At 38.9% G+C, this 26,641-nt stretch carries 23 protein-coding genes and 1 tRNA gene; 5 read left to right on the top strand and 19 right to left on the bottom strand.

Annotation, left to right across the window (positions count from 1 at the left end; genetic code table 11):
- Positions 1-3: 3 nt before the first annotated feature.
- From H9L23_RS23160 to H9L23_RS23095, 14 genes are all read right to left on the bottom strand, one after another.
- Positions 4-1,377 (bottom strand): T6SS phospholipase effector Tle1-like catalytic domain-containing protein, encoded by a 1,374-nt coding sequence (locus tag H9L23_RS23160; RefSeq protein WP_187592525.1) that lies wholly within the window; start codon positions 1,375-1,377, stop codon positions 4-6.
- A gap of 1 nt (position 1,378) precedes the next feature.
- Positions 1,379-2,419 (bottom strand): DUF2931 family protein, encoded by a 1,041-nt coding sequence (locus H9L23_RS23155; protein WP_187592524.1) that lies wholly within the window; start codon positions 2,417-2,419, stop codon positions 1,379-1,381.
- Complete coding sequence (locus H9L23_RS23150; RefSeq protein WP_187592523.1) at positions 2,416-2,589, bottom strand: hypothetical protein; 174 nt, start codon at positions 2,587-2,589, stop codon at positions 2,416-2,418. Before H9L23_RS23150 ends, H9L23_RS23155 begins: the two co-directional genes overlap by 4 nt.
- 2 nt (positions 2,590-2,591) lie before the next feature.
- Positions 2,592-4,430, bottom strand: a complete 1,839-nt coding sequence (locus H9L23_RS23145; RefSeq protein ID WP_187592522.1) for a type VI secretion system Vgr family protein — start codon at positions 4,428-4,430, stop codon at positions 2,592-2,594.
- 351 nt (positions 4,431-4,781) lie between these two features.
- Positions 4,782-5,177 carry a type VI secretion system tube protein TssD gene (gene tssD / locus H9L23_RS23140; protein WP_025141860.1) on the bottom strand — a complete coding sequence of 132 codons (396 nt, stop codon included), beginning with the start codon at positions 5,175-5,177 and terminating at the stop codon, positions 4,782-4,784.
- Between the two features lie 117 nt (positions 5,178-5,294).
- A complete protein-coding gene (gene tssD / locus H9L23_RS23135) occupies positions 5,295-5,690 on the bottom strand; it encodes a type VI secretion system tube protein TssD (RefSeq protein ID WP_025141859.1) in 396 nt (131 codons plus the stop codon).
- Between the two features lie 351 nt (positions 5,691-6,041).
- The gene (locus H9L23_RS23130) at positions 6,042-6,614 is read right to left on the bottom strand and encodes an NAD(P)H-dependent oxidoreductase (RefSeq protein ID WP_187592521.1); all 573 of its coding nucleotides are present in this window, start codon (positions 6,612-6,614) and stop codon (positions 6,042-6,044) included.
- A 123-nt stretch (positions 6,615-6,737) separates the two neighbouring features.
- On the bottom strand, positions 6,738-8,126 hold the full coding sequence (locus H9L23_RS23125; protein ID WP_187592520.1) for a DUF5458 family protein: 1,389 nt from the start codon (positions 8,124-8,126) through the stop codon (positions 6,738-6,740).
- An 18-nt stretch (positions 8,127-8,144) separates the two neighbouring features.
- Positions 8,145-8,591 carry a hypothetical protein gene (locus H9L23_RS23120; protein WP_187592519.1) on the bottom strand — a complete coding sequence of 149 codons (447 nt, stop codon included), beginning with the start codon at positions 8,589-8,591 and terminating at the stop codon, positions 8,145-8,147.
- 56 nt (positions 8,592-8,647) lie between these two features.
- Positions 8,648-11,164: an ATP-dependent Clp protease ATP-binding subunit gene (locus H9L23_RS23115; RefSeq protein ID WP_187592518.1), complete on the bottom strand. Its 2,517-nt coding sequence runs from the start codon at positions 11,162-11,164 to the stop codon at positions 8,648-8,650.
- Positions 11,165-11,169: 5 nt separating this feature from the next.
- Positions 11,170-13,545: a type VI secretion system protein TssR gene (gene tssR / locus H9L23_RS23110; protein WP_187592517.1), complete on the bottom strand. Its 2,376-nt coding sequence runs from the start codon at positions 13,543-13,545 to the stop codon at positions 11,170-11,172.
- A 36-nt stretch (positions 13,546-13,581) separates the two neighbouring features.
- A complete protein-coding gene (locus tag H9L23_RS23105) occupies positions 13,582-14,559 on the bottom strand; it encodes a PKD domain-containing protein (protein ID WP_187592516.1) in 978 nt (325 codons plus the stop codon).
- A gap of 34 nt (positions 14,560-14,593) precedes the next feature.
- On the bottom strand, positions 14,594-15,079 hold the full coding sequence (locus H9L23_RS23100; protein WP_187592515.1) for a type VI secretion system transmembrane protein TssO: 486 nt from the start codon (positions 15,077-15,079) through the stop codon (positions 14,594-14,596).
- Between the two features lie 9 nt (positions 15,080-15,088).
- Entirely contained in the window at positions 15,089-15,610 is a 522-nt protein-coding gene (locus H9L23_RS23095; RefSeq protein WP_187592514.1) for a type VI secretion system TssO, read from the bottom strand.
- Positions 15,611-15,789: 179 nt separating this feature from the next.
- Here H9L23_RS23095 and H9L23_RS23090 point away from each other — a divergent pair, with 179 nt between their 5' ends.
- Positions 15,790-16,224, top strand: coding sequence for a GPW/gp25 family protein (locus H9L23_RS23090; protein ID WP_187592513.1), 435 nt, complete (start codon positions 15,790-15,792; stop codon positions 16,222-16,224).
- A 26-nt stretch (positions 16,225-16,250) separates the two neighbouring features.
- Complete coding sequence (locus tag H9L23_RS23085; RefSeq protein ID WP_187592512.1) at positions 16,251-18,116, top strand: type VI secretion system baseplate subunit TssF; 1,866 nt, start codon at positions 16,251-16,253, stop codon at positions 18,114-18,116.
- A 178-nt stretch (positions 18,117-18,294) separates the two neighbouring features.
- On the opposite strand, the gene H9L23_RS23080 is transcribed toward H9L23_RS23085, so the two are convergent.
- Positions 18,295-19,233, bottom strand: coding sequence for a type VI secretion system baseplate subunit TssG (locus H9L23_RS23080; protein WP_187592511.1), 939 nt, complete (start codon positions 19,231-19,233; stop codon positions 18,295-18,297).
- Positions 19,234-19,349: 116 nt separating this feature from the next.
- Here H9L23_RS23080 and H9L23_RS23075 point away from each other — a divergent pair, with 116 nt between their 5' ends.
- Together H9L23_RS23075 and H9L23_RS23070 are read left to right on the top strand one after the other, a co-directional pair.
- Entirely contained in the window at positions 19,350-20,243 is an 894-nt protein-coding gene (locus tag H9L23_RS23075) for a TssN family type VI secretion system protein (protein ID WP_187592510.1), read from the top strand.
- A 21-nt stretch (positions 20,244-20,264) separates the two neighbouring features.
- Positions 20,265-21,404, top strand: a complete 1,140-nt coding sequence (locus H9L23_RS23070; protein ID WP_187592509.1) for a hypothetical protein — start codon at positions 20,265-20,267, stop codon at positions 21,402-21,404.
- An 81-nt stretch (positions 21,405-21,485) separates the two neighbouring features.
- Here the strand turns inward: H9L23_RS23070 and H9L23_RS23065 are convergent, their stop codons facing one another.
- The 3 genes from H9L23_RS23065 to H9L23_RS23055 all read right to left on the bottom strand — a co-directional run bounded on the left by H9L23_RS23065 (position 21,486) and on the right by H9L23_RS23055 (position 25,481).
- Positions 21,486-23,156 carry an alkaline phosphatase family protein gene (locus tag H9L23_RS23065; protein ID WP_187592508.1) on the bottom strand — a complete coding sequence of 557 codons (1,671 nt, stop codon included), beginning with the start codon at positions 23,154-23,156 and terminating at the stop codon, positions 21,486-21,488.
- A 229-nt stretch (positions 23,157-23,385) separates the two neighbouring features.
- On the bottom strand, positions 23,386-23,805 hold the full coding sequence (locus H9L23_RS23060; protein WP_187592507.1) for a hypothetical protein: 420 nt from the start codon (positions 23,803-23,805) through the stop codon (positions 23,386-23,388).
- A gap of 92 nt (positions 23,806-23,897) precedes the next feature.
- Complete coding sequence (locus tag H9L23_RS23055) at positions 23,898-25,481, bottom strand: Na+/H+ antiporter (protein ID WP_187592506.1); 1,584 nt, start codon at positions 25,479-25,481, stop codon at positions 23,898-23,900.
- A 321-nt stretch (positions 25,482-25,802) separates the two neighbouring features.
- On the opposite strand from H9L23_RS23055, the gene H9L23_RS23050 reads away from it, so the two are divergent.
- Positions 25,803-26,363 (top strand): GIN domain-containing protein, encoded by a 561-nt coding sequence (locus H9L23_RS23050; RefSeq protein WP_187592505.1) that lies wholly within the window; start codon positions 25,803-25,805, stop codon positions 26,361-26,363.
- 71 nt (positions 26,364-26,434) lie between these two features.
- On the opposite strand, the gene H9L23_RS23045 is transcribed toward H9L23_RS23050, so the two are convergent.
- Positions 26,435-26,508, bottom strand: a tRNA-Asp gene (locus H9L23_RS23045).
- Between the last annotated feature and the right edge of the window lie 133 nt (positions 26,509-26,641).

Below are 26,641 nucleotides of genomic sequence, written 5' to 3'. Positions count from 1 at the left end.
GTATTAATAAGTAACCCTTTTGCCATCGGCATTTGGCGTCATAGGCTGTATGATACCGTAAGAACTTTTTCTATCTGCCGACCAATGCAAATACTGGTTTCTCAATTTGCGAAGGTCTTCCTGCTGTTGCCGCTGCGCGGGATCCCTGGGTAATTCTGCAGAAAAAACATATTGTGATCCATTAGCCATTACATAATCTCTAAGCCTGGCTTTGACCCTAAGTAGCAAAGGATTGCCATTGATGGTGTATTTTGTTTCAGTTTTACTTTTAGCAAGCGGCAAACCATGATTCTGACTATGCTCTGCCATATACTGTAAGGGGATATAACTGTATTCTTTGTAAATAAACCTTCTTCCCTCAAGGGCCCAGTACATATTGCCACCGGTAACTTTCAATTGATCTTCCTTATACCAGGCTTCTTTTATAAGTTTTGCTTTAAAGGCATCAAGATTGCCTTTAAGGGTCCACGAGGTAGCCAATTCGGATACTACTTCCGTATCTGTTTCGTAACTTCCTCCAACATCACTGTGTACACCCGGAAAAACCCGTTCCCTCCCAACATTTGTATGTGTTAAAGAAAAATTCTTACGGTGCTCATTTTCAGCTACAAAATGGACAACATTTTGCGCACGACCAATCTGGTTGAGGTGTAATTCTTCAACATCGTTGAAATTAGGAGATGCACTAAAATATTTTGAGTACGACGATACGGTATCAAAAATGCCCAAAAACCTTACCTTAATTTGGTTAGGTGTTATTTTAAGTCCGGCAGCGCTAAACATTTCGCCTAAACGGCCGCAGGCTGGCATTACTTCTAAACTTGTTGCTTCCCCATCCGAATCATATCTCGATACGATTCCAGTATGTGGGTCTGCAGTCATCTTAGACCGGTATTCATTTTTACTGATCTCATAAACAAAATTTCTTGCTGCTGCAGCCCCCCGGCTAAAACCAAATACGTCGAAAGTAATGCTTCTTAATTTCTTTTTTCCGCTGCTCTTTATTGCACTTTTCAGTTTATCTGTAAAAATTTTTTCACATGCCTTTCTCACTTTTCCCCTTATTCCTGTGCTTCCGGTACCGAAGGCATAACCCATTTGACTATCTTTTTGCCCATCTTCAGTACCAATACCCTCTAAGTAAATACTTTTACTCTTATCGTAAATATCCCAAAGTCTGGCAACGTTCGACCAATCGTTCTGGTAACTGCTATCGCTATCTGTTCCGTTACGCTGGTAGGTAGGTGTATTGGCTCTACGCTCTTCAGAGTTATTCATATTGTTTTTTGTTCCATCAAAAAACACACCTACAAAAAGATCTAAATACTCTACTTTATCGTTTGGCGGTACATAACTGCCCAGTTTAACGCTCGTCATACTAATCCACTTTACTGATATCGATTTTCGCCCTGTTGAGCTGAATTTCTTCTGTACTATTTTTTAGCGATATTTTTGCTCCTTTCCCTTCCGAATTTACCGATACAACGAGGTTTATCTCACCGGATTTTCCGAGTTTCTCAAAAGCAGCCATTGTTTCCTTTTCATCAAAAGGTTTTATTTCAAGCCCATATTTCGTTCCGTTTTCCTTTTTCCAAACCAAAGTGATGTATTTCGGTACGGCCCTGGAAACGTATGGATTAGCTGTAAGATCTTCTCCAAACCGATTTTCTTCTTCACCGTTAAGGAAATTGTAATAGCATAATATCAACTGATCTCCAACGGGTAAATGAACTTCTGGATGCCAAGGATATTTTTTGCGGTAAAGTTCATAAACAGCTGGATCTGGCATGCCTTCAGCTTTAATGCGTTCTAAAATTTCCGGCTTCATAATCATTTTATCTTCCAGTGTAAGTGTGATAAAATTCGGCTCCAGCATGTACTTTGCATTGGGATAAGCCTGTTCTTTTGAAATAGTTGTTTCATTGGCCTCAAAAGCACCCACTTCCGTCTGGAAACCTGGGCCGCTAAGCCAGACCACTACCTTACCTTTTGGCGCAAGACCGATTTTGATCAACGTGTAGTTATCTTTTTTATTAGTCAGGTTATCCTTAAATCCGTCATGGAATAACTGGGCAATGCGGGCCTTATCTAATTTCCATTTACCGGTATAAAATTTCTTTTCCATTAGCGATAGCCAGGTAAAAATTAACGAATCCGGTGCTTCCATCTGTTTGGTCGTTACGCTCATCACACCGCCGTCGTTTCCCCATCCAGTATTCTGCGTTCCCCAGATGGCATCAAAACTATAGGTAAAATCGTTAGCAATTAAAGCACCCTTGTATACTTCCATCGGATATTCTTCGGGAGCCGAAACCGTACCTGTCCACTCAAATTTTTCTTCCATTTTTTGTCCTTTGCAACTTGTTATTGCCAGTAAAACGAATGCCAGCAATAAATACCTGTTTTTTCTAAAACTCATGATTTGTTACCGCTTGATACAATTTTTTTGCTACTGGCCAATGATAGGTTCTGTGAAGTAGCTTCAACATTCATTACCTGGGCAACTTTTTCCAATTTAACACCAACACGGAGTTCGTATTTTTGGATTACCTCGATGCTGATATTTTTAGCTTGTTTTATAATCGCCATCGTTAGAAAAGGTTAGATTTTTCGGCGCTGTTAAGCTCCACAATTTTACCACTCTGCATCGTCATGTTCTCTTTTGCACTAAACATGCTTATTTCTGAAGCAATTTCGTTTGAAGTATCAGCCGTTCTTTTAAAATCTTTTGTTGCCAGTTCTGTACGGTTATTGGATGTTTCGGAAACATCGCCAACGGCACTTAACGAATAATTATTACCCGCTGTAGTGGCAATATCCTTGCCCGCATTGGTAGATTGGTTTTGCCCAACCTGCACATCCATATTCTCCTGTACGTTAATCTGCATGTTCTTACAGTTTAAACTCATGTTTTCAAGGGCGGTAATGGTAATATTATTACCTTTGGTATCGATGTGGATGATATTGTTATGGATATCGGTAATTTTTATCCCCTGACTGTTGGCATCATCGTCAAATTCGACCAGATGTCCGCTCCGGGTAATGATGCTTTTAAGGTGGTTTTTAATCAACGGACTGCTATCAACACTGGCGCTGTGGTAAACGCTTCCCATCACCACCGGGCGCGCAATATTTCCTTCTTCAAAGGCGATCATTACCTGATCATCGATCTCTGGAATAGCGAAATAACCGCGGTTGTTACCCCTTTCGCCAATACCGGCACTTGGTGTAACCACACGTAACCATTCGGTAACATCGTTGGTTAAACATTCCCATTTAAATTTTACCTTGATACGTCCCTGCCCCTGTGGATCGTTGTTATCGACTACATCGGCCAATTGCATATCAGGCTGTGGCTTTTGGAAGTTTTTTACCAATAAGCGCTCGGTTGTAGCTATTTTTCCTTCGAAAGTATTATGGTATTTACCATTTTCGTCGATGTGGTGTTTAATGCCCGTAATCAGAAATTTGCCCAGGCTTTCTGATGTAAAAGCCAGTTCTTTGCGAAGGCTCATGGTAATTTCGGCAATGCTACCAATACTCAGGCCTGCATTATCGCCCCTGGCTGTAACTTTTAAAAGTTCACTGGTATTGGCTTTTTCTTCATTTTCGACCAGGCTTTTAATATCGTTGTTATTATCTACCCTGATTAATGAAGGCTGGTTGAAGGTTTTACTGAAAGTAAGGTTCGAAGCTTTAACGGCATGCGATAAATCGGGTGTACCCTCCACTTTACCCGTACTTTCGCTCAGCAACATTTCGTCCTGTTTTGGATTATAAGAGAAACGTTTGTTTTTAATTGGGGCAATTTCCATGGCATACTGCATTTCCTGTACATCCCTGCCATAAAACAGCGATATATCCTTTTGCGTATTGGGCTTACCGAAATTAAGCTGCTTGCCATCATAGAAAAACCATTCGTGGTACTCAGCCGAAAGACGGTTCAAAAAAGCAAAATCGCTTTCCCTGTATTGGATAATATAATCGATGGGATTGGTCCTGGCTGCATTGGCAACAACTTTAAGGTCGTTTGCAGGTGTATCTTTGGTTGCCAGTTTTACAATCTCATTCAGGTCTTTATCTAAATAAGAGCCTAAATCAGGCCCGCGGTCTATTAAAATAGTTGGACTATAGCCACTTACAATCAAAACACCATGGTAACCATGACTTTGAGATAATTCGACTTTTGAAACCAGACCCACAAAATTCTGCATACCTTCTGATGAATGCCCGAAAGAAGCAGTTAGGGTTTTACCTACAAAATCGCGGCTATCGTCCAGGCTGATTAAACCAGGTGCGCCCATCTGATCATGATTAAAACGCAGTTCGAAGTAATGATGTTCGTTAAAAGCCTGTTGAAGACTAAAGGAAGCAAAATGTGTAATTTCCTTATCTTCTATATTGATTTCTGCAATGAGTTTCTTTTCCATATTAATTTATCTTGATCACAACAATTACCCTAAGCCAAATGCCGGGTATGCACATGCGTTTATATTAAAAATGGATCCATTTTCTTCAAACCGTATGTTCAGATGAATATCGTGTATTGATGCCGAACCAAACGTTTTACCTGAATAGTAATGGTTTTTTACTGCAATATGTTTGGAATGATTAGACATCATTGAGCATTAATTTTTGTGTAGCTTTCTAAATTAATATACACATCAGGAAGCTATATTAATTTTGGGATGATAAGGTAGATGTAGGGTGATGAAAGTAGCAAATAATTAAAAGCGCTCCGATAAATCGGCGCGCTTTAATTACTATATGTTTAGTGATGACTAAGCTTTTGGCCAATCGTTTTCGTGTTCTGCATTGCCCAGTTTTAACTTACGGGCCGATACTACGAAACTTAATGTCATTGGGGTATTATCGTTTACCGCAATACCTTCGTTATACTGAATGATGTAACCATCTTCGAAAGACAGTTCTTTCATTTTTGCATCTTCTTCGCCTTTTTTGAAAACTAATGTTCCCGAAAGTGGCTTGTACTGGTTATTAACCATTGATTCGATTACTGAAGTATCTTCAGTTGATTCGATTTCGATGTGGATGGTACCACCATAAACACCTGATGATGGACGGCCTTTTGCGTCAACATCTCTATTTAATGAAAAGCTGCACTGAAGTACATCAAATTCTTTTGATCCTAAGTTTAAACGGGTTTTGAATGCCATTGTAGTAAAATTTTAATGTTTTTAAATGAATGAATTGCGGTGAGCGGCTGGCGTGGAGCGAAGAGCATGGCGGTTATATTGCCATAAACCCTAAACCTTACGCCTTAAAACCTCTCTTTAGGCTTTTGGCCAATCGTTAAGGTGCTCAGCATTGCCTAATTTAAGCTTTCTGGCTGAAATCTGGAACTTGAGTGTCATCGGGTGATCGCCCACAATGTTTATTCCTTCGGAATATTTAACAATGTAGCCGTCTTCGAAGTTAACTTCTTTCATTTTGGCATCTTCCTCTGTTTTCTTGATCAGAAGGGTTCCTGTAATAGGTTTGTACTGGTTGTTTACCATCGCCTCGATAATTGAGGTGTCTTCGGTTGATTCGATCTCAATGTCGATGGTACCGCCGTAAACTCCGGAAGAAGGTCTTCCTTTAGCATCTACATCGCGGTTTAACGCATAGGCACAATGAAGCACATCGTACTCCTTGCCTGAAAAATTTAATCTAGCTTTGAAAGCCATAGTTTTAAAATTTAAAGGTTAAAAATTGATTTATTGTAGCGTCCGCTACTTCATCAACTCGACCAAATATCAGGCCAAATAGCTCTATAATCCTCATAGCTAAGCATTAACCTGACTCTTAAAAAATAGCTAATTTGTGCTTATTGCCTAAAAACGCAGTTAAACAATATTATAATGTGGAAAATGTGTGGAAAAAACTGAATATATCTTTAGTGTTACAATTACATTATAGCAATTTGATAATGCTACAAAACTGTAGCGATTATACCCAAAGTGTAGCGTTTTAGGACAGGTTAATGCTTATTTTTTTAAATCATTATAATGGTCAGTAAGACACAGACCATGGCGACTTTAAATCAGCTGTGAACCGAATTTTTCCATTTTGGCCAGCCATTTTTGACTATAATGATTTTCCAGGGAATGAAGTTCGCCGATGGTGTTGGTAAGCACCGGACTCATTCTACATTTTTCGAACACTACTTTTTTAATGGAAAGGTAAGTAGTTTTTTTATTTGCCTTCCATTCTTTAAAGGTTGCTTCGTCTAAAATAGAAACAATCCTTGCCGAACGGCCACTAAAGTTGTTGTTTACGTTTTGCTGCTGGGTAGTAAAAATCTGATCGGGCATAAAAAGGCGGTCGAAAAAGCCTTTAATTTTTGCCGGTATATGATCTACATATACAGGACAAAAAAGCACGATATGGCTACTCTGCCTAATGGCCGTTAAGGCTTTCTGCAAATCGGGTTCTAACTCAGCAATCTGCCTGTTGTTAAACAGCTTGTTCGAATTAAATATCAGATCGATAATGGCCAGCTCCCTTACGGTAGCGCCAACACTTTCTGCCCCTTGCTTATAGGCGTTAATCAGGAAATTTGTAGATGCGTTTTTTTCAATATCCCCATTCAGGATAAGTACTTGCTTCATTTTTTTTGATTAATCTGATCTGGCCGATGCATTACAAAATTATAAAGAATTTGTTAAGTGTTATGCATAACCCATAAAAAAACCCAACGCTAAGGTTGGGTTTTTATTTTCAGCAATCAAAAACTATTGTTGATTATACTCAGTATTCCATGTTGTATTTTCATCTTCTCCCTTATGTCCATCCAGTTTTACCACAAAACTTTTAGCCGGGAAATATGGGGTAATGTGGATATCAAGGTGGATTCTGTCTTTTTGTTGTTCATCTCTTTCGAAACGCATAATCTTAAATCTTTCGATCAAGCGGTCTGCACCCTGGATCCCATCCAAAAACTTAACAATCTGTCCACGTAAATCCTGTTCAGTTTTAGAAGTCCAGTTTTCGAACGCTCTTCTGTTTAAGAAATCGAACAATACTTTGGTTACGTAATCAAATACACGCACAACAGAATAGGTTTGCAAACCAATGTTATCGCCATTAAACAAAGTTTTAGCAGAGAAAGCCATTACTTTACCATATTCGTTAACCATTGGCACTAAACCAACACGTTCTAAATGAGAGATTTCGCTTTTCTTCAGATCGAATTTTACTCCATCTACTTCGTTTATTGCACCATGTTTTTTACCGGCAGTAACCTGCGACATTAAGGTGTAATACATTTTACCTGCAAGTGCAGCTGATCCTGGCACGGTTAAATCGTCTTCTTCACCTACTTCTGCAACTTTGCCACGTCCAACCAACCAGTTACAGGTCATAATTACATTTGATCTGAATGCATCTGCGCCAGTAAGGTTGGCAGCAGTAAACAAATCAAGTACATCATCGGGTTGATCCAGATCGGCAAAATCGGTTACCAGCATGGCTTTGTTATTATGGGCTATTTTACCCCATCTTTCTACCACTTTATTTGAACCCATATAACCTGGCACCACCATTAGTGAATAGTTTTTGCGCAGGTCTAAACGGTCGTAATTTTGCTTTAACTCATCATCCACATATTCGATAAAACGTGGATTATCTAAATCTTTGATCTGATCCATTGATGCGTTTAACAACACCACATTTTTAAGTTTATCAGATTCGGTATTTTTATAGAATAAATGAACCGAACGATAAGCCTGCTCTAATTCTCTGGTACTTTCTAAAGCTGTACCAATATTTTTGCTCAGGTTTTGTTCCGCTGCGTTCAGTTTTTCGGTGCTTTTTTCAACCATATCGGCAACCGAAGTAGAAGATTCGAGCACATCGATCCAAAGCTGGATTTTCTTTTTTAACTCTTCTCGTTCTTTCTTTTTCTCATCACCGGTTAAAAAAATCTGTTTACGGGCTTTACGTTCAGGGTTTAAATTCTGAAGGCCATCAACAGTAGCTTCCAACAAATCGAAACCGCCAACACGGGCCAGTTTCTCTAAGTTATCTTTAAGTGATGTTTTCTCTATGGTTTTGACTTCGGCCGGTTTAAAACCTGCTTCAGGTGTATTTTGGTCTGCTTTTAATTCTTGAGGATTTGACATGTTTTTTCGGCGTTAAGATTATTTATTCTGCTCCAATTCGTCAACAAAATTCTTTAAAGCACTAATGAAAGCCGATTTTGTTTCTTCGTCATCAAGCGTAGCTTTTAAAGTTTTGTTTGATTTTAACTGTTTGATTACGTTAAGCGACATTTCTCTCTCGATGTTAACATTGGTGAGGTAGTTACTTTGATTGATAATGTTTTTTACACCAAAATCGCTTAAATCGGTAAAGTTAATGGTTTCGCCAACGGTAGATCCGTCTTGTTTTTCGAAGGCTACTTTAACATTTGGTTTGTAATGTTCAAATACTTCTTTAACCGTTTTTAAACCTTCCACTTTTTCTGGCTTGATGGGTTCGTTATCGGTAAGTTTTTGTATAAAAAGTGTTTTGTTGTGGGCGATTTCTGCGAAAGCTTCTGAGGTGTCAATTTTCCGCTCGTTACCACCAATTTCATAATTAAACATAGTATGTAGATTTAGGTTTACGATTAATTTTTTCTAATAATATAATAGCTAACGTTTTAACTCAATTTTTGTTCTAATGTAACAACTTCTGGCTGAATAATGTTCCATTCGAGTTTATCTTCTTCAGGATTTTTGCTTACCACAATCTTCGATCCTTTTTTTAACTCTCCCGAAATGATATATTTGGATATCGGACGGCGTAAAAGGTTTCGGATTACGGCTGATAGTTGCCTTGCGCCATATTTTGGTGTAAAACCATCTAAAGCAATCATTTTCTTGGCATCATCTGCAATTTCGAATTCGATTCCCATTTTATTTAATGATTGCACCAAACTGCTCAACTGTATTTCGAAAATCCTTACCACATTGCTTTCGTTAATTGGTGCAAAAGGTACAATTTCTGAAATCCTGGCTAAAAATTCGGGACGGAAATGCCCTGCCATCACTTCCATAAGCTGGTTGGAAGCCGGAATAACGCCTTTACCAATCTGTTCTGCAATCCATTCGCTACCGATGTTCGATGTAAAAAGTATTAATGAATTGCTAAAATCGCCTTCTTTGCCCAAACGGTCGTGCATGTGCCCTTCATCCAGAATCTGCAAAAAGGTATCGAAAACGGAAGGGTGCGCTTTTTCAATTTCATCAAATAACAATACCGAATAAGGCTGTTGCCTGATTTTATTCACCAGCAAACCACCTTCTTCATAACCTACGTAGCCCGGAGGCGCACCATAAAGCAATGCGGCACTGTGTTCTTCTTTAAATTCTGACATATCGAAACGGATCATCGCTTTTTCGTCGTTAAACAAGAATTCGGCGATTGATTTGGCCAGTTCGGTTTTACCTGTTCCGGTTGGACCCAATAAAAAGAACGAACCTATGGGCTGCCCTTTTTTGTTCAGGCCGCTACGCGACTCGAGTATGGCATCAGAAACAGCTTTTAAAGCCTGATCCTGCCCTACCACACGTTTTTTAAGGTACTGCTCCATATTGAGCAATTTTTCTTTTTCACCTGCCTGCAGTTTTCCCATCGGGATGCCTGTTTTATAGGCTACAATTGAGGCAATATCCTGCTTGGTAATGCGGTCGCTTTTTTCTGCAGCGTATTTTTTTAATTCCTGGAGACTACTGTTGATATACCCCTGATATTCGTCGGCTGTTTCGAAAGCATCAGTCTGTGTTTCATCGGTTAAGCGGCCTAATAAAACCGGACTTAACTTATTCTGCAATAAAGAGAAAAGCCATTTGTAATCCGCAAACTTATCGGCTTCAGATTGTTCTGTATTTGCATTTAAAGCTTCTAAATCAGTTTCCAAACTTTCGATTACCTGATCGGAGGTATCGTTCATCATTTTCATTGCGGCCATGGTCCTGTCAAGCAGATCGAAGGCAGAATCAGGTAAACGCCTGTCTTTCATGTAACGCTTGGCCAGGCGCACACATTCGCCCAAAGCATCTGGTTCGATGCTTAATGTATGGTGCTCTTCGTATTTTACAGCAAGTTTCTGCAGCATTTTGATGGTGCTTTCTTCGTTTGGCTCGTTTACCTGCAACACCTCAAAACGCCTGCTGAAGGCTTGCTCGGGTTCGATAATTTTGCGGTATTCATCAATGGTTGTAGCACCGATTACAGTAATTTCGCCACGGGCCAGCTCAGGTTTTAATAAATTACCGATCCCTGCACCCAATGGTCCTTTACTATCTAATAAGGTATGGATTTCATCAATAAAAAGCACCGCTTTTTCGAACTGTTTGATTTCTTTAATGATGTTTTTTAAACGGTCTTCTATTTCTCCCTTGTAAGATGCCCCTGCAATCAAAGAACCTAAATCGAGCTCAAAAAGCTGAACAGGTTTTAAACTTTCGGGTACATTCTGGTTTACAATATCAATGGCGAAACCATCAACCAGCGCGGTTTTACCCACACCGGCATCACCGGTTAAAATTACATTTGGTTTTGTTCTACGGCAAAGGATTTCCATCATCTGCCGCGTCTCTTTATCACGACCGATGATTTCATCTGTTTTGCCATCACGCACCATCTGCAACCTATCGATACAGTATTTATACAAAGCGTTACCTGTACTTTTATTTTCGGTACCAGCAGAAGCTTTATCAGGCGAAACTACCCTCGAAATTTCTTCGTCCTTTACATACAGGTCTAAAATTTCGCGTTCTTTAATCGGGAATGATTTTAACTGATCGGGCTGAAAACCAATTCCTGGCTTGGCCAATGCGGTTAAAACACATACCGGGGTTATTAAATCGAGTCCGAGTTTAATGCGCACATTATCGGCTTCTTCAAATATCACAGCAATTTCGGGTGCTCCGCTTACGGTATCTGTAAAACTCGCCGATTTTGCCAGCTCATCAATCCTTACTTCTGCCCATTCGCTAATGTATTCTTCGTCCTTACCAATGGAGGTAATGAATGAGCGCAGGCCAACATCTTTATGCATCAATCCTTTGAGCAGGTGAGCCGCAGTAAATACCTCGTTTCTATACTCTTTGGCTAAAGACTGTGCAATGTGCAGTGCCGTTTTTACCGATTCGCTTAAATTTGTAACTGCCATATCCCTTAGTTGGTTGTAGGCAATACTGCCGGGTTAAAATTATTTTCGGTGATGTAGTAATATATTTTGCCGTTCGAAATAAACTGCTGTTCAATTTGAGTTGCCCTTTTAATCTGCTGTACCGATTGACTTAACAATTTGATATAGCTTTCAAACTGGTCCAAAGGCATTTTCGAAGTACTTTTTAAATCGTTTACGGTGTATTTTGCAAGAAAATCGTTACTTAAAGGCAAACCTGTTACCAATTTAATATAGTTATCTAAAGTCATCTTTTTTATTTCGCCAGATGATATTTTTATTCCCAGCATCTGTTTTGGCATCCTCACATAATTTTTAACCAGTTTGCTTCTGAAAGAAGATTGATCGGCCTGAAGGTTTTGCCCTAACATAATCGAAAACACATCCACAATTTGTTTGTACTCCATGTTGTTTAAAACAATGGCGTATTGCAATGTAGAACGGTTATTTTTCACCGCATCGGCTGACAGATTTGCGGTACTGTAATATTTAAAGGCATTGTGCGGCATGCGGTCTGCTACTTCTGCACCAACAGGTTCAGGCAATAAACCTTCCACATCGGCAGATAGGTTTTTACGTGATATACCGGTTAAGCGGAAGGCGCTATCTAATGAACTGATCTGGTTATAAATATCAGAACTTGTTTCTTTTACAAAACGGCGCAAGGCGATCGTCATGCTCTGGTTTGAATTAACGGATCCTTTAGTTGGAAAAACAACCCCACCCTGGATTAAACTGTTTTTAGGATAATCTAAATAGTAAGAAATAGAATCCTGCAAACTGGTATTATAAGGCTGGAAACTTTTTAAACCTTCACCTTTTACCATTGTGTTTTTTCTGTATTCTGCAGAGCGGATAGCCGACTCTGAAACGAGCTTGCGCGATTGGATAACAAAATCGTTAAACGACTGGTTAAAATCACTGTACACCTGTAAAGCTAATATGCGGGCATCGGCAAGGGCAACCTGTTCGCTTAGTTCGTTAATCAGGTAATTGTTTGTTCCACCCGAATTTCCGGTACTACCCACCAATATAATTAAGTTGGTTTCGTTCTTTTTTGCTTTAAATAAGCCCAAACCTGTTTTAATGGCCTGAAAAACGGGCTCTTCGCTTATTTCTCCATTACACCTTACCGTATTTTTAGCCTGGTTTGATAAAAAAGTCATCAACTGCCTGTAATCATTTTGGATCGGGCTAACAAAAATGCCTTTTAGCGCACAGCCGCTTTCACCGCGGTATACAACACCTCCATAGTTTACTTTTGTTCCTTTGCCAAAATCGCCCATAATATTTTCGAAAGAAGCGATCGTGTTCGTCATTCCGGAAAAATACTTGGTCATCGGGCTACCACCATCGACCACGAAAACTACATTTACTTTGGTTTTATTTTTACGCAGGTTCAGGTAATCCTGATAGGAAAGCGCAGAGCCGTTAATGGTTAATATCTTATTGTCTTTTTTATTGTAAACATCGGTTGCTATCCCCACCACGTTGTTGCCTTCATCGTTAGAAACTATTGGTACGCTTCGTAAAATCAGGTTTTCTCTTGGTAATAGTGGATCTACTACAAATGCAGTCCCTTTATCAATTCCGTTTCTGATGGCTGTTGAGGTAGAATCATCATTGTCGTAATTACCTGGTTTAACTGAAGTAATATACAAACGGTCGCCCCAGCTGTGTACGGCTTCTGCAGAAACCCAACCATAAATGCTTTTTAAAGCAGTATCGGCAACCAGCTGATCATCAGAACCGATCAGGTATTTTTTTCCATCTTCCGATTTTTTGTAGATATAAGCAATTTCGTGCAGCCTTACTTTAGTACGCCTGTCTTTTAGTTCGGGCGTATTATAAACCAAAATGGAATCGGTGGTATCAAAATAGAATTTTGGTTCGGTTAAAGCATTTTTTCCGTTAACAATACCGATGGCTTTTTCTGCATAACCTGTTTTCTGGTTAGAGAAGGCGCGTTGCCATAGAAGCAATTTCGATTTTGCGATCCAGCCATAGCTGATGGCACTTTTTTTATCGTTGATCTTTCTTCCCCTGATCATTCCCGCTTTATATTTAATCAGTTTCAGGTATCCGTTTTCTTCTTTAGAAACATAGAAGGGCTCCATAAAACTGATTTTTTTCATAATCAGGCTTCCACCAGGGGCTGTGGTGGTATAATTATCTTCGCGGTCTGAAAAAACGATCCAGGGCAAACTGCTGCTGCTGGTATTATCGTTAACATTTATGCTTTCGGAAGGCCTTTCATACGATTTAGGCATGTATTTTACTTTTTTGCCAAAGGATGCCGGCGACTGTGCGTAGGCAAACGATATTCCTAAAAACAGGATGGTTAAGGCATAATATTTTTTCATAATCTGTAGATGAGCTTAAAATTAGGAGATGTTAATCTATTTTGTTTTGGCAGTAGCTTCGGCATTTGTTGCCGCAGGCTGGGCCGTTCCCGAATGTTGTTTGATGTTTAATAAACTGGCACAGGTAGAGTTTGGCTTAATGGTGAGCTGCGCTTCATCAACGGCAATTTCGCCCCCAAAAGTTAGCCCCATGCAGTATGAATAAATATCGGTCTGTTTTTTCTTCCCGTTCATTTCTACATTAACTGTTACTTTTTCGTTGCCGCACATATATTTGTTAACGAGGTAGTAATAATTGGAATTAAAATCGGCACCGTTGGCAATGGCTTGTAGGCGGGCCCTGATATCATCGATGGTTTTACGTTCACCATCACCAGGGGCAACAAGATCTTCTACAATTTCGGCATTAGGATCGGTAATCAAAATATTTAAGAAAGCAGGCTTGCGGCTTTTATCAGAGCGTAAACGAACTACATATTTACCTGGTGCGCGGTAAGTGTATAAGGCTGTTTTACCTTTCACATCTACACGGCCGGTTTCGCCGAAAGACCATTCGAAATCTTTTCCTTCGCCATCACCCTCTAACCTGATTTCTTCATTAACCAAACCGGCAGTTGGCCCGCTGATGGTTAATACACTGTCTATAACCGGTGTGTGTACGGTATCTCTTACCGTAACCGGAAATTCCTGGCGAAGTTCGCCATCAACAGTTAGGCGTACAATGTAAGTATCAGGTTTAGTATAATGGTAAGCGCCGGTTTTAGTAGTGGCTTTTTCACCATTTCCGAATTCCCATAACCATTTTGAAGCTTTTGGGGTATTATCAGTGAAAACTAAATCTTCGTTTAAATAAATTTCATCTTTTAAAATTCGCGCATCAATTGCTCTTTTTTCGAACAATGAACTTTTAAATAAGAAAATAAGGCCTGTTAAGAGCAATACAGCTAATAAAATGTAAAGAATAACATAGCCCTGCGAATTTGAATTAACTTGCTTGGTGTTTGTGTCAGACATAGGTAGCGTTTTTTATAGGTTGTTTTTGGGATATTTATCGTGCAGACATGGTTTGCTGCAACTGGCGCCTGTTGGTAATGCAGTCGTCTAGTTGCCTTTTATGCAGTTCGATATCTGAAATGTTTCTGTTCTGTTCCTGTCTATCGTAAAATAATCTGTCGTACAGCTGAGCGGTTTGAACAAATATTTTGTAGCGCGAGTCTGAAGCTTTACGGTCAAACGCTGCCCTGATAGAGCCTAATGAGTTTTGGATATCGTTTTTTAAGAAAACAGCTTGTACGTTTGGATTATAGCGGGTAATCTGTTTATAAGTGGTATCGATGGTAGGCGAAGTTTCTTTCACCATGCTTTCGAATGCTTCGTTCTCATTAATCTTAACTTCGAGCTCTTCTTTAGAAATTTCGTAGCGCGAGGTATTGCTATAAAAAATACCGAAGCTTAAAAGCCCAACTGTAAAAATAAACAGCGCCACAAAAAACAAGAATTGTTCGCGCCTTTCTTTTATGCTTAATTTTATCATAATCTTTAGTTATCGGCCGAATCTTCCGTTTTTAATTTTATTTGCAGCAGCCTGGTTTGCACGGTGGCAATCGTTGATCTGTTCTTTATACCGTTGGATATCGCCGCGTGTGTTAATGAGCGAATCTTGCAGATCGGCCATGGCACCAACATTTTTGTTCAGTTTTTCGTATAATTCGAAACTCGGACTGGTTTGTGTTTTTTTGGATACAAGATCTTTAATCCTGTTATTGGCACTTTGAATATCGCCTAGCAGGATGCTCTGCTTGCTCATTTCATTGGCGTTATAATCGCGGTATTGGGCAAGTTCTTTAAAGCGGAGCAGAATAAGGTCGAAATTGGTATTGATATCTTTTCTTAAATAAGATAGCTTTTCGGTCTCTTTAACCTTTTTATCGAGTAAAGTGTACTCATAATCGGATGCTGCAAAAAAGAGGTAAATAGAAAGGATGGAGAAAAGCGTCAGGAATACAAAGTTTAAAATAAACCTGGTATAAGCAGTTCTAATTTCGATGGCGTTAATGGGTTTCATAGAGCATTAATAATTTCACATAGTATTAGTTATCATATTAATCTGACATCGACCTCACGTAAAATCACACAAACCTTTTCAAATTAACATTGTACTATAACAATTTTTAATATTTGTTGTTTGGTTATTAAAACGATTTTATTTCTTTTACTTTTAACAAACTTTAAGCCAAACCATCTATGTCTGAAAATTTTTACAACAAACCCTTCAGATTTAAGTCTCTTTTCTCGGGCACTGGGCTACAGCCTGCTGACCTCGGAAGATCGATTTCAAACCACATAGAACTGATCATTTTTACCCGCTTTGGGGAGCACCGGTACCATAATGATTTTGGTTGTGAGATATGGGACCTCGATTTTGAATTAATCGTAAGTGAAAGCATCTGGGAGGAAAAATTCCGCAAATCGCTGTTGAAATCGATCACTGATTACGAGTTCAGAATCTATAATACTGCGGTAGAAGTACGCATTACGGAAGTAGAGAATGTATATCCTTTGCGTAAGATAACGGAGATCAAAAAAAAGGTAGATATTAGTGTCCGGGCACTGATAAAAACCACAGGTGAAAAATATTTTTTTAATACTGCTTTATTCCTCAGCCCGCTATCAACCTAATCTAAAACGCCCATAATATTCTACACATGAAACCAGTTTTTTATTCATCCAAAGACGAAATCCGGAACAGAATTGTAAAAAATGCCGAAGATTTCTGGAATGTTAAAGACAGTAACGACTTCGATCCATTGGTAAGGTTGATTATTGAGGCCCTAAGCAACGAGCTTTTTAATGTTGCCAATGATGTAAAAAATCTGGAGAACAGAATCTTTGATAAGATCAGCCGCATCCTGGCTCCCGATCATTTAACTTCATCTTTACCGGCACATGCCATTATGCATGCGAGACCTATTGAACAGGAAGATTACCTATCGCCTTACAGCCAGTTTGCTTTTAAGAAAAACATTCAGCAGGAAAATGATAAACCGAAGAAAACCGATATTTTTTTTAGCCCACTCCATAATGTAAAAGTTAATAATGCATCGATAAAATATATTGCTACCGGGAATACACTTTTTGACGTAGAACAAATGGGCAAACGGCCCGCCCATAATACACTGCCTGGTACTTTGCTTGATAAAAACACCCTTTATATTGGCTTTAGCGGGATAAATAACTGGATGGATTTTAATAAACTGAATTTATTTTTCGACTGGAAAAACTATTCGGTGCCTGAAAACACTTACGACCTGTTATCGTTAGGAAAATGGTTTTACAAAGAAAACGAACTCACAGGTTATACCGAGCGCTTTATGGACGAGCCTTTAACGGGTAAAATACAGGCTCCTTTTCAACATAAACAATTGCTTAACCTGATTAAAGCCGACGTGCTGCAATTTTACAGCAACAGGTTTATTACCCTTGGCGACCTTAACGATTTCAACATTGACGACACGAAGGAGCTTCCTGCCGAGTTTGCAAACTTATTTCAACCAGCTGCACTAAATAAGATCGATGATTCGGTAAAATGGCTTAAGGTAGTTTTTCCGGCCGCCATTAATCAGGAAATGCTGAATGAGCTACATATTTATATCAATGCCTTCCCGGTTGTAAATAAGCGGTTAAGCCAGATTAAACACAGGCTTAAAACGATGAACAACATTATCCCTATTAAAACTGAAGCGCTCGACCAGATGCTGGCAGTAGAAAACCTGAAGGATAACAAGGGAAAAAGTTATAACGAAATTCCTTATACCAACGAGAACGAAAAAGGTGATGGTTCTTTTTCAATCAGGTATGGGGGTACGGAGCGTTTTGATACCAGAAATGCAAAAGAACTGGTAGATTATCTATTTGAATTATTACGCGATGAAAAAGCTGCATTTTCAGCCTACGGACCTGATTTTTTAAGCACAATTCTTAAAAACCTGGAACAAAACATTGCACTTATTGAACAAAAAAGCCGTTCGGCACTTAAAGATATAAAAGAACTGCCCAGTTATATTGTATTGAAACCGATTGATGATGCCGATATTTTATTTTTAGATATCTGGGTTACGCAGGCCGAAGAAGCCAATCATATTAATGCAGGCAGCCGCCTGGCGGTATATGATAATAATAAAGTTAACGCAGAGAGTATTTTTTTACTAAGCCAAACAAAAGGTGGCCGATCGAGATTAAATGCAACGAACAGGGTGCAGGCTTACAAATATGGCTTAACCACTGCCGACCGGATTATTACTAAAGCAGATGTGATCAACTTTTGCCGCTACGAACTTGGGAATAAACTAAAAAGCATTAGCCTGGCCAAAGGCTTGATAATGGATAATAAGCCAAATGCAGGGTTCATTAAAACCACTGATATTTTGATCGAACCAGCAGATAACCTTAAACTCGACGCGCAAGATTGGGAAGAGCTTTTGAGTTTAACATTGGCAAAATTAAATCTGAGAAGTACTATGAATGTGCATTACCGGTTAATGTTAAAGCCAGCTTTGTATAGGGCGGTTTAGTAAGAAGGTCGTCATTCCCGCGCAGGCGGGAATCATAAAGCTTATTTTATTAAGGTTCCCAATCAACCCGATAGCTATCGTGTTGGGAATGACGATCGCATTTACATAAGGCTAGTTAATTATTACGAATAAATATTAATCGAACACTGTTTAGTAATTATAGCCATTTTGAAGTGTTTTAAATATACACCGTATAACCTAAAAAAGCACTTTCGCCATTTTCACTTAATACCGTTTCCTGATAATCGGTTGCTGTAAGTAGTTCTACATTTACTTCTGCATCTACTGGCATTAAATAACTAATGGCCATATCCATAATGGCCCTGTTTTTTTGCCCGGGAATAAATTTGATCAGTTCCTGTGGAGAAGTTGGCCCAATATTGATGTTGTAAGCCTCGTGTTCTGGTGTAAAGCTGTCGCCTATAATGGTATCAATACCCAATGCGCTTGCGCCAAGCTGCATCTGCATTTCTTCAGCAATTTTTACCGGGGCAATATTTGCTGTAGCATCAACAATGGCAATAGGAAGGTTAAACAACGCGGTTAGTACCTTTGATACAAAATCGATATCGTTTCTTTTCTGCTGGATTTCGGGCAGCAGGTGCATCCAGATAATGCTCTGTTCTTTATTCAACAGGTTAAATTCATCCCAGCCAAACTCGAAGATCTGGCTAAGATCAGCATAAGTTGTTTTTTTATCGAGCATATTTTCATACAACTCGGTCATGATCCTTACATAATTAATTTCAGCATCAAAGGGAGTAAAAAATAACCTGGCTTCCTTTTCTTCCTCTCTCCTATCTCTGATGTCTTTTATCATCGATTCCTCATCCATGCCAGCACTGCCTGTTGGCGGCCTGTGGAAAAGCCCTTCGGGCAGCATATCATACAAACCTTCGCGGTTGGTGTTGATGCGGATGCGTTCGTGCCTTCTTTTCTCCGAATAATAAGCTGTGGTACTTTCGATATCTTTGGCAAAAGCGCGTTTATCAGGCCCAACTGGTATAATTTCTATCCTGTCTGCATCAATTACCTTACGTTCAATCAGGTCTGCAGCATGTGCTACAGCTTTATAATCTGTAAAGAGTTCGTTATTAATCAAACTTTCTTTTTTCATTTAAACTTTAAGCTTAGTTCTTTGTTATAGGTTAAATTTATATTATCGAAAAAAATAGGATTATAATCAAATACTAAAGATACTATATTTGTAGTACATCACATCTATAAAAATTAATGGACGTTCAATCATTTTTTATTCGCTTTCTCTTATTCCCGCTGATCTTTCTGGTGTCAACGGCAGTACTTTCTATCATTAACAAGAAGAACCAGTTTCTCAATAACAAAAGACTCATCGTAAGTGTTCTGCTTATTGGTATTATTTTAGCAATTCCGGGTTTTCTGGGTTTTCTGAACTTTAATTTCATGCCATGGGGCTACATTATCTGTTGTATTTTCTACCTTATAATGGGTTCTCTTTTTGTTTATCTGTTAACAAAATACTACCCTAAAGATTTACTGGAGCGTAAGGTTTTTATCTTTTTTGCTACTTTAGTTTCGGCTATTTTATCGGTGTATCTGTTTCAATTGGCCTTTAATTGGTTAAGTTCGGTAAACTTTGGCTGGTTTGGTGCAGGCAGTATCATCTGCTTTTTTGTACCGCTAATTTTTTGGTGGGCCTATGTTGCCTTATTGGGCATCCCTTCAGAAATTTACAAAATCTGGAGATATCCTGATACTCCGCTGGACATTAATATGGACCACGTAGATTTTAACCGCTTATTAGTATTAGAACTGGAGCTGTACAAAAAAAGCAGCGACCCCGAACCTTTAAAGGTAAAGGTAAAAGCGGTAGAAAATATGAACTTCGGTATCTGGTTCCATAAGTTTATTGATGATTACAATTTGAAGTTTGCCAAAAGCCCTGTAGAGTTTAAAGGCGATGATATGGAGAACTACAAATGGATTTTCTTTATCAAAACTTCCTTTTTTAAACGGAATATCTTTATCGATCCGGATCTTGATATCATTGAAAACGGCATTACCGAAAAAATGACGATTTATGCGAAACGCGTATCGGAAAATGTAAATAAGCCTAACGAAGTTGGCGAAAGTGCTATCTTTATCTAATCTATACTAAAAACATCTACTATGATAAAGCCGCTAAAATATAAATCCATCAACTGGATTAATGGCATGAAGCTCTCCAGCGATCACTTTACCGTAAGCGATCTCTATTTGCAGGATTTTGTACGGGATGCCGTATCGCTGCAGTTAAATAACAGTAATTACGGATTTTTACCGCCATTTGCGGGCTACAAAAGTTCGCACGATATCGAAATTATTGAAAAGGCAACTAACCACATTGAGGTGCGTGTAAGGTATTGTAATGCGGTTACACCTGAAGGTTGCCATATTGATATTGTACAATCTGATAATATGGATACACTGGTTCATAACCATTATTTTGGTCAGTCAGAACCACGAAACTATGTTATTTTATTGGTGGTTAGCCCGTTTAACCGCGTACCCACCGGCACACCAAGCCCTGATGAAAGTCCAATCCGTTACCCTGAATTAGCCAAAGGTTATTCTATTGCGGTTTTACCCGAAAGTGAAGTAGGCTCGCAAACGGCAGACAGTTATTTTCTGACCATCGGGCAGGTTTACTATGAAAACGGAAGGTTATCGATTAATAATAGCTATATCCCACCAAGCACAACAATAACAAGTCACCCGGCATTAATCAGGTACTATGAATCTTTCAGTGTTTTACTGAACGACTTACAGTTGGCTGCATTTAAGATTATTGACAAAACAGGTGGACGGGATAATATTACACCTCTTGGCAAAAATATCCGCCTGATTTCGGAAAAAATTGTAGATTACATTGCAGGTTTGTTTTATGAATACAGAAACATCGCACACCGCGAATCGCCTGTAGTGTTGGTTGGTTATTTTTCGAGCCTGGCACATATCTTTTTCACGGCAATAAAATTGATTGACCCCCGCGAAAGAGAAGAACTGTTAAAATACTTTTACGAGTGGAAAGATGTAACGCCAGGAAATTTTGAAGAACTTCTGGCTAAAACCATCGAACTGGTATATGACCATAAACAGATCAATAACAGCATGGTAATGGCCAGCGAATTTATGAATGTACTGGTTGCGCTTTGGAATAAATTAAGCGGATTAGAATACATCGGCCAACGCAAAGAAAACATTGTGGTTGCCGAACAACAGGTGGTACAGCAGGTACAGGCCAGAAAAACCTGGACGTTGCTGGATTAATAATATTTCTCGGAGTAAATTTATCAAAAAGCTGTACCCTCAATGAGGATACAGCTTTTTGATTTACATGATGGTGTTGGTTTAAAAATTAATCAGCGTACTGCCATCGTAATAAGCAGGCTTAGCTATACCCAGGAATTTTAATATGGTAGGTGCCACATTGTATAAATAAGGCGCGCCATGATAATCTGTTGTTTTACGTTTGAATATAGGGGTAGTTAAGGCAGTCCAGGTAATAGTTGCGCTATTTTTGGTCAGAATATCTATTTTAGGTGTAACCAAACTTCCGTTATAGCTTGTTCCTGAGCCTTCATTTCCTTTAGTATACAAAACGAGGTCAGCATTTTGTGGGTGCGACGAAGTTATGGCCGTAAAACTATAAGCACTGATACTGCTTGCAGGTAAAGCAGATTTGAACAACCTGATTTCTGAAATATTACCAGTAAAGTAAGGATTATAATTACCCGTACCATCCTGTCCTATTTTAAATGTGGTACCACTTTCTAAATCGCCTACGGCAGAAATATTACCTTCTGCAACTTGTACGCCACCATCGTATATGGTTGCTTTTTGCGTGCTGCGGTTAACCACAATGGCTACCTGGTGCCAAAGCTGATCGGTTAAATCAACGCCATCAACATCAAGCCTATGGGTGCCATCACCAAAATTAGCCCTGATTACCCCATTTCTATTGGAAATGATAATCCCTTTATTGTAACCACTTGCCCAGTTTTTATTTCCGATAATTACCGGATCGCTTGTAGCTGATGTTGCCCTTGCCCTAAACTCGATGGTAAAGCTACTGGTTGCGCCAAGGTTAAAATTACTAAGGGCAGGCAACTGACCATAAATATTGGTTTTAAAATCGACTGTAGAAATGCTATGTGGCGTTGATTCTGTTGCAGTAGTTGGCAATGCATTTACCAGTTGAGGTGTAATGGCACTATTATTCAAAATAATAAAAGCATTCTGCTCCAGGTAACTGGCCCCACCGTGGCTGGCATCACCACCATGATCTGTAGCAACAACGATTAGCCAATCTTCATTGTTATAAGTTGGTCTTGCTTTTAAAGCCGTTAAAATTCTTCCTACGCGTGCATCAACAGCTTTTACAGAGTCCATATACATTTGAGTAGTGGTTCTATAATTACTGGCGTGCCCGGCATGATCTACATCATCGAAATGGCAAAACGCGACATCAGTATTACTGGTGGTAATCTCCTGGATAATCCTGGTTTCCGTGGCGTTGTCGCTTGCACTGTTCTGCTTCACAGTTACATCCTGAGTGGCTACTATAAAATCGTTAATGGACGACCAGGTTACAATCGATGCAGTACGCAGCGCAGGTAAACTGGTTTTGATCTGCCTAAAAAAAGAAGGGTAATTTACAAAGTCTGAACCTGAAAAACTATTGTCGGATGCTTTGTGCTTGGCCACACCAACTCCGGTAAATAATGCGGACCAACCATTAGATGACCAGGTTGGCACCTGTGCCAGGGCGTTGGTACTGGTGTACGATTGGTCCATCAATGTTTTAAGGTTTGGTGCATTTGAAGCTGTAATGGCTTTCCAAACACAGCCATCTATACCGATAAATAATACTTTTTTGGGCTTTGCAAGCAAAGCATTTTTTGATAAAGATTGTTGATCTGAAATTTTTTCCTCTGAAGAAGCTGTGTCGGCCTTTTTACAGGAAATCATCGACAGGATCATCAGATAAACCAGGGATGTTAAAAGCTTTGATGTTTTCATAGTTAAATTAAGGTTAAAATAATGTTTACATATAAATGATTTTGTTTAGCTAAACTAAACAAAATATTTCTAATAAAGAAGTCCTTAATTTAAACCACTTTACATCTAAAACTGATTGATAAGAATTTGCCTTAAGCTAATATTTAACTAAATTATTTAAAATGAAAAAAGCCTAACTTCTCCAAGTTAGGCCATACATATAATTTTTATCATGGACGCGAAAAATATCTTAATCAAAAGCAACTTGTTCTGGTCCGGTTATTTTTTTGATGTGACAGGCACATTTACCTCCGCTTGCTTTAATTATAACAGATTTTGCTTGATTGGTTGTTGCAGATGTTCCGGTAATTTTTAAATCGTCTCCACTTTCTGATAATTGTGATTTATTACCATCATCAAGCACAATGTAAAAACCTTTTACCGTACTGGTTGATGCACTTGATTTTGCATACAATTTTTCTCCGGTTCTTTGATTTACCACGTTAAGGTCTTTTATTTCAGCTCCCGCGCCTTTATTTTCAACAAATTTTATACCCAACATAGCAAATTCTTCTGTACATACTTTGTTTTCGCACTCAGAAGTACTTTTGTTTTTTTTACAGTTGAGCAGGGCAATACCCATGATTAATAAAAGCATTAATTTCTTCATTGTCTATTTGGTTTTTATTGAAAACGATAAAATTCATAAAAACGCTACAAATGATATGAGAGACATAAATAGTATAGATATATCACTCACAATCAAATAATTCTCAATCTTTCCTCTTCAAGGTCGATCTGGTATAATTGATGGCGGATGATTTCCTCATTAATAGCAGGATCTTTATTTAGCGCAGTAAGATATTCCCGCTGGCTTTCGAGCATCTCGATAAAAATGGTTTTTATCTGGTCGTTCATCCAGCTGTCATCGCTGGCTTTCGATTTTTCTTCCCAATGCCTTAACAACTTTTCCATACCAGCATGTCCATTCAATTCATTATCGTATTTATTTTTAAGAAACTGATAACTGTGTTGTTTTAAGCCCTGTTTCATGTTTTGTTTAACCGTTTCTTCATTTTCCTGATTAAATATAAAACCAAAGGCCCCTGTACGTTTTATAATGGATGGAAGCGTAAGACCTTGTACCAGAAGCGTAAGCAATATCACCACAAAAGTGATGAACAAGATCAAATCTCTTTGTGGAAAGGCCTTTCCGTTATCGAATGTTAAAGGTATTGCCAAAGCTGCGGCTAATGAAACTACTCCACGCATACCTGTCCAGCCAAGCAGTAGGGGCATAAACATCAGTGTCCGTTTAGAACGCGTAGCGGGAGTTACGCTCGGGCGGAAGATGAGGGTAGCAAACATGGCAGCATAAGAACTGATGATGCGGGCCGCAATCAATACGCCGGTAACCAATAAGCCATAGCCAATGGCAGTACTTAGGGGAATACCTTGTGAACGCAGTCCATCCCTGATTTCAGGAAGCTCCAGACCAATAATTAAAAAAACGACACCGTTTAAAATAAAGATAAAACTCTCCCACACACTAAATGCCCTGATTCGGCTGGTGCTGCTTAAAAACACCAGTCTCCTTGCCGACATAAACAATCCGCCACTCACTACGGCCAACACGCCAGAACTATGCACCTGTTCGGCAATCCAATACATAAAATAAGGCTCAATGAGCATCAATGCAATATCAGAAGGTGCATCGGTAGGTAAATACTTATGCAGCCGAACAAATACCCAGCCTAACAATAAACCAATGCCTGCACCACCAATTACCATCCATAAAAAGCTACCAGCCGCATCTTGCCAGATAAACTGACCCGTACCCACTGTAACCAACGCAAAACGGAAGATGATTAATGAGGAAGCATCGTTTAATAAACTTTCTCCTTCTAAAATAGCAGCAGTAGATTTTGGGATTTTTACAAATTTTGTAATGGCTGCTGTGCTCACTGCATCAGGTGGAGAAACAATACCTCCCAATAAAAACCCTATAGCGATTGTAAACCCCGGAATAAGATAATTGGTAACCAGTGCTACAGAAAGTGCGGTAAAAAAAACAACCAGAAAGGCAAAACTACCAATAATGCGCCACCATTTTTTCATTTCTTTAAAAGAGATTGACCAGGCAGCTTCAAATAATAACGGGGGAAGAAATATAAAAAATATGAGGTTGGGATCTATTTTTACCTTCGGCAACCCGGGTATGAAACTGATTAGTAAGCCACCAACAACCAATAAAATCGGGTAAGCAATTTTAAGTTTGGTGGCCCACATATTTAGCAGCACAATAATGGCCACCATGGCGAGCAAAAATGGTAAAATGGTATGCATTGTAGATAGTGATTAAAACAAACGGCTATATCAAGTTCGGTACCTCAATTTATAAAAAATACTATACAATTTTTCTCTACTTCTCCCCGATTCGAAATCTTAATCTGTTCCAGTTGTTCGATCCGGCGTGCGGACTGTTCGATAATGAACAGTAACAAGTAGGCGAAAAACACACAAATACCTGATTAACAGTTAAATAAATAAACCTCTCCCATTTGGCACTTCCTTCGTTAACATGTAATTGAACGATATGATTGCCGAAAAACAAAGGCTCCTTATCGCCCAAAGATTTATTAATTAACAATCAAAATAAAACACGCTATGAAAGCTTACTTAAAATCCCAAATTGCCATGGTATCAGTCTTAATTTTATTATTGACCTATATTTTTCCTACAACTGCCAGTGCAGTAGAAGATGAACCTATAAAAACTCAAAAGATTGCTCCTTTCAGGAAAATCATAATCAAAGGGAACATTGAAGTGGTCTTGATCCAAAAACCGGAGATTGGCATCTCTTATGCCGATGACAATGAAGGAAACGCTAAAGTAACACAGCAAGGTGAAGTGCTTTCCATTACCGGAACCAGTACAACAAGGGGCAAAATTTTTGTTTATGTGAACGAGCTTTACAGAATAGAAGCCGAAGAAAATGCTACCATTAAAACACAAGGAATTTTATCTGTTAAATTTCTTCAGATTATTTTAAAGGGAAATGCAAGTGCTGATATTTACGCAAACAGTGGGGAACTCTATACAGCTATCTATGATAAATCTGAACTATACTTAAGGGGAAATACCGATAAACATTTCCTTATTATGGATAAAACGCCGAAATTAACATTTGATCGTTTCGCTGCACTACATACTCAAGCAACAGAATAATAGGAATATTAATTGGTATTAACCTGATCAAACAAAAAAGCCCTAACTTTTGCAAGTTAAGGCTTTTGTTGCGGAATGGACGGGACTCGAACCCGCGACCTCCTGCGTGACAGGCAGGCATTCTAACCAGCTGAACTACCACTCCTTTTGTTCTCTTTAAAGTTCGAACCTCTTTCCCCTTTCGGGATTGCAAATATAGGGACTATTATCAGTTTATTACTATACTCTCGGATATTTTACGGCACAAACCCGTAACCTACTGAATTTCACTAATAATA

Origin of the sequence: Pedobacter roseus, assembly GCF_014395225.1 — a bacterium.
GTDB classification, from domain to species: Bacteria; Bacteroidota; Bacteroidia; order Sphingobacteriales; family Sphingobacteriaceae; genus Pedobacter; species Pedobacter roseus.
Note: the sequence above shows the minus strand (reverse complement) of the source record. Positions and strands in the feature narration are given on the sequence as shown.

Excerpts from the sequence above, each read along its gene's own strand:
- H9L23_RS23115 (WP_187592518.1), bottom strand. The coding sequence starts at position 11,164 with ATGGCAGTTACAAATTTAAGCGAATCGGTAAAAACGGCACTGCACATT.
- H9L23_RS23050 (WP_187592505.1), top strand. The coding sequence starts at position 25,803 with ATGAAAGCTTACTTAAAATCCCAAATTGCCATGGTATCAGTCTTAATT.
- H9L23_RS23095 (WP_187592514.1), bottom strand. The coding sequence starts at position 15,610 with ATGAAACCCATTAACGCCATCGAAATTAGAACTGCTTATACCAGGTTT.
- H9L23_RS23155 (WP_187592524.1), bottom strand. The coding sequence starts at position 2,419 with ATGAGTTTTAGAAAAAACAGGTATTTATTGCTGGCATTCGTTTTACTG.
- H9L23_RS23120 (WP_187592519.1), bottom strand. The coding sequence starts at position 8,591 with ATGTTTAATTATGAAATTGGTGGTAACGAGCGGAAAATTGACACCTCA.
- H9L23_RS23160 (WP_187592525.1), bottom strand. The coding sequence starts at position 1,377 with ATGACGAGCGTTAAACTGGGCAGTTATGTACCGCCAAACGATAAAGTA.
- tssD (WP_025141860.1), bottom strand. The coding sequence starts at position 5,177 with ATGGCATTCAAAACCCGTTTAAACTTAGGATCAAAAGAATTTGATGTA.
- H9L23_RS23090 (WP_187592513.1), top strand. The coding sequence starts at position 15,790 with ATGTCTGAAAATTTTTACAACAAACCCTTCAGATTTAAGTCTCTTTTC.
- H9L23_RS23060 (WP_187592507.1), bottom strand. The coding sequence starts at position 23,805 with ATGAAGAAATTAATGCTTTTATTAATCATGGGTATTGCCCTGCTCAAC.
- H9L23_RS23075 (WP_187592510.1), top strand. The coding sequence starts at position 19,350 with ATGGACGTTCAATCATTTTTTATTCGCTTTCTCTTATTCCCGCTGATC.
- H9L23_RS23130 (WP_187592521.1), bottom strand. The coding sequence starts at position 6,614 with ATGAAGCAAGTACTTATCCTGAATGGGGATATTGAAAAAAACGCATCT.
- H9L23_RS23080 (WP_187592511.1), bottom strand. The coding sequence starts at position 19,233 with ATGAAAAAAGAAAGTTTGATTAATAACGAACTCTTTACAGATTATAAA.
- tssR (WP_187592517.1), bottom strand. The coding sequence starts at position 13,545 with ATGAAAAAATATTATGCCTTAACCATCCTGTTTTTAGGAATATCGTTT.
- H9L23_RS23105 (WP_187592516.1), bottom strand. The coding sequence starts at position 14,559 with ATGTCTGACACAAACACCAAGCAAGTTAATTCAAATTCGCAGGGCTAT.
- H9L23_RS23085 (WP_187592512.1), top strand. The coding sequence starts at position 16,251 with ATGAAACCAGTTTTTTATTCATCCAAAGACGAAATCCGGAACAGAATT.
- H9L23_RS23125 (WP_187592520.1), bottom strand. The coding sequence starts at position 8,126 with ATGTCAAATCCTCAAGAATTAAAAGCAGACCAAAATACACCTGAAGCA.
- H9L23_RS23070 (WP_187592509.1), top strand. The coding sequence starts at position 20,265 with ATGATAAAGCCGCTAAAATATAAATCCATCAACTGGATTAATGGCATG.
- H9L23_RS23145 (WP_187592522.1), bottom strand. The coding sequence starts at position 4,430 with ATGGAAAAGAAACTCATTGCAGAAATCAATATAGAAGATAAGGAAATT.
- H9L23_RS23065 (WP_187592508.1), bottom strand. The coding sequence starts at position 23,156 with ATGAAAACATCAAAGCTTTTAACATCCCTGGTTTATCTGATGATCCTG.
- H9L23_RS23100 (WP_187592515.1), bottom strand. The coding sequence starts at position 15,079 with ATGATAAAATTAAGCATAAAAGAAAGGCGCGAACAATTCTTGTTTTTT.
- tssD (WP_025141859.1), bottom strand. The coding sequence starts at position 5,690 with ATGGCTTTCAAAGCTAGATTAAATTTTTCAGGCAAGGAGTACGATGTG.
- H9L23_RS23055 (WP_187592506.1), bottom strand. The coding sequence starts at position 25,481 with ATGCATACCATTTTACCATTTTTGCTCGCCATGGTGGCCATTATTGTG.
- H9L23_RS23150 (WP_187592523.1), bottom strand. The coding sequence starts at position 2,589 with ATGGCGATTATAAAACAAGCTAAAAATATCAGCATCGAGGTAATCCAA.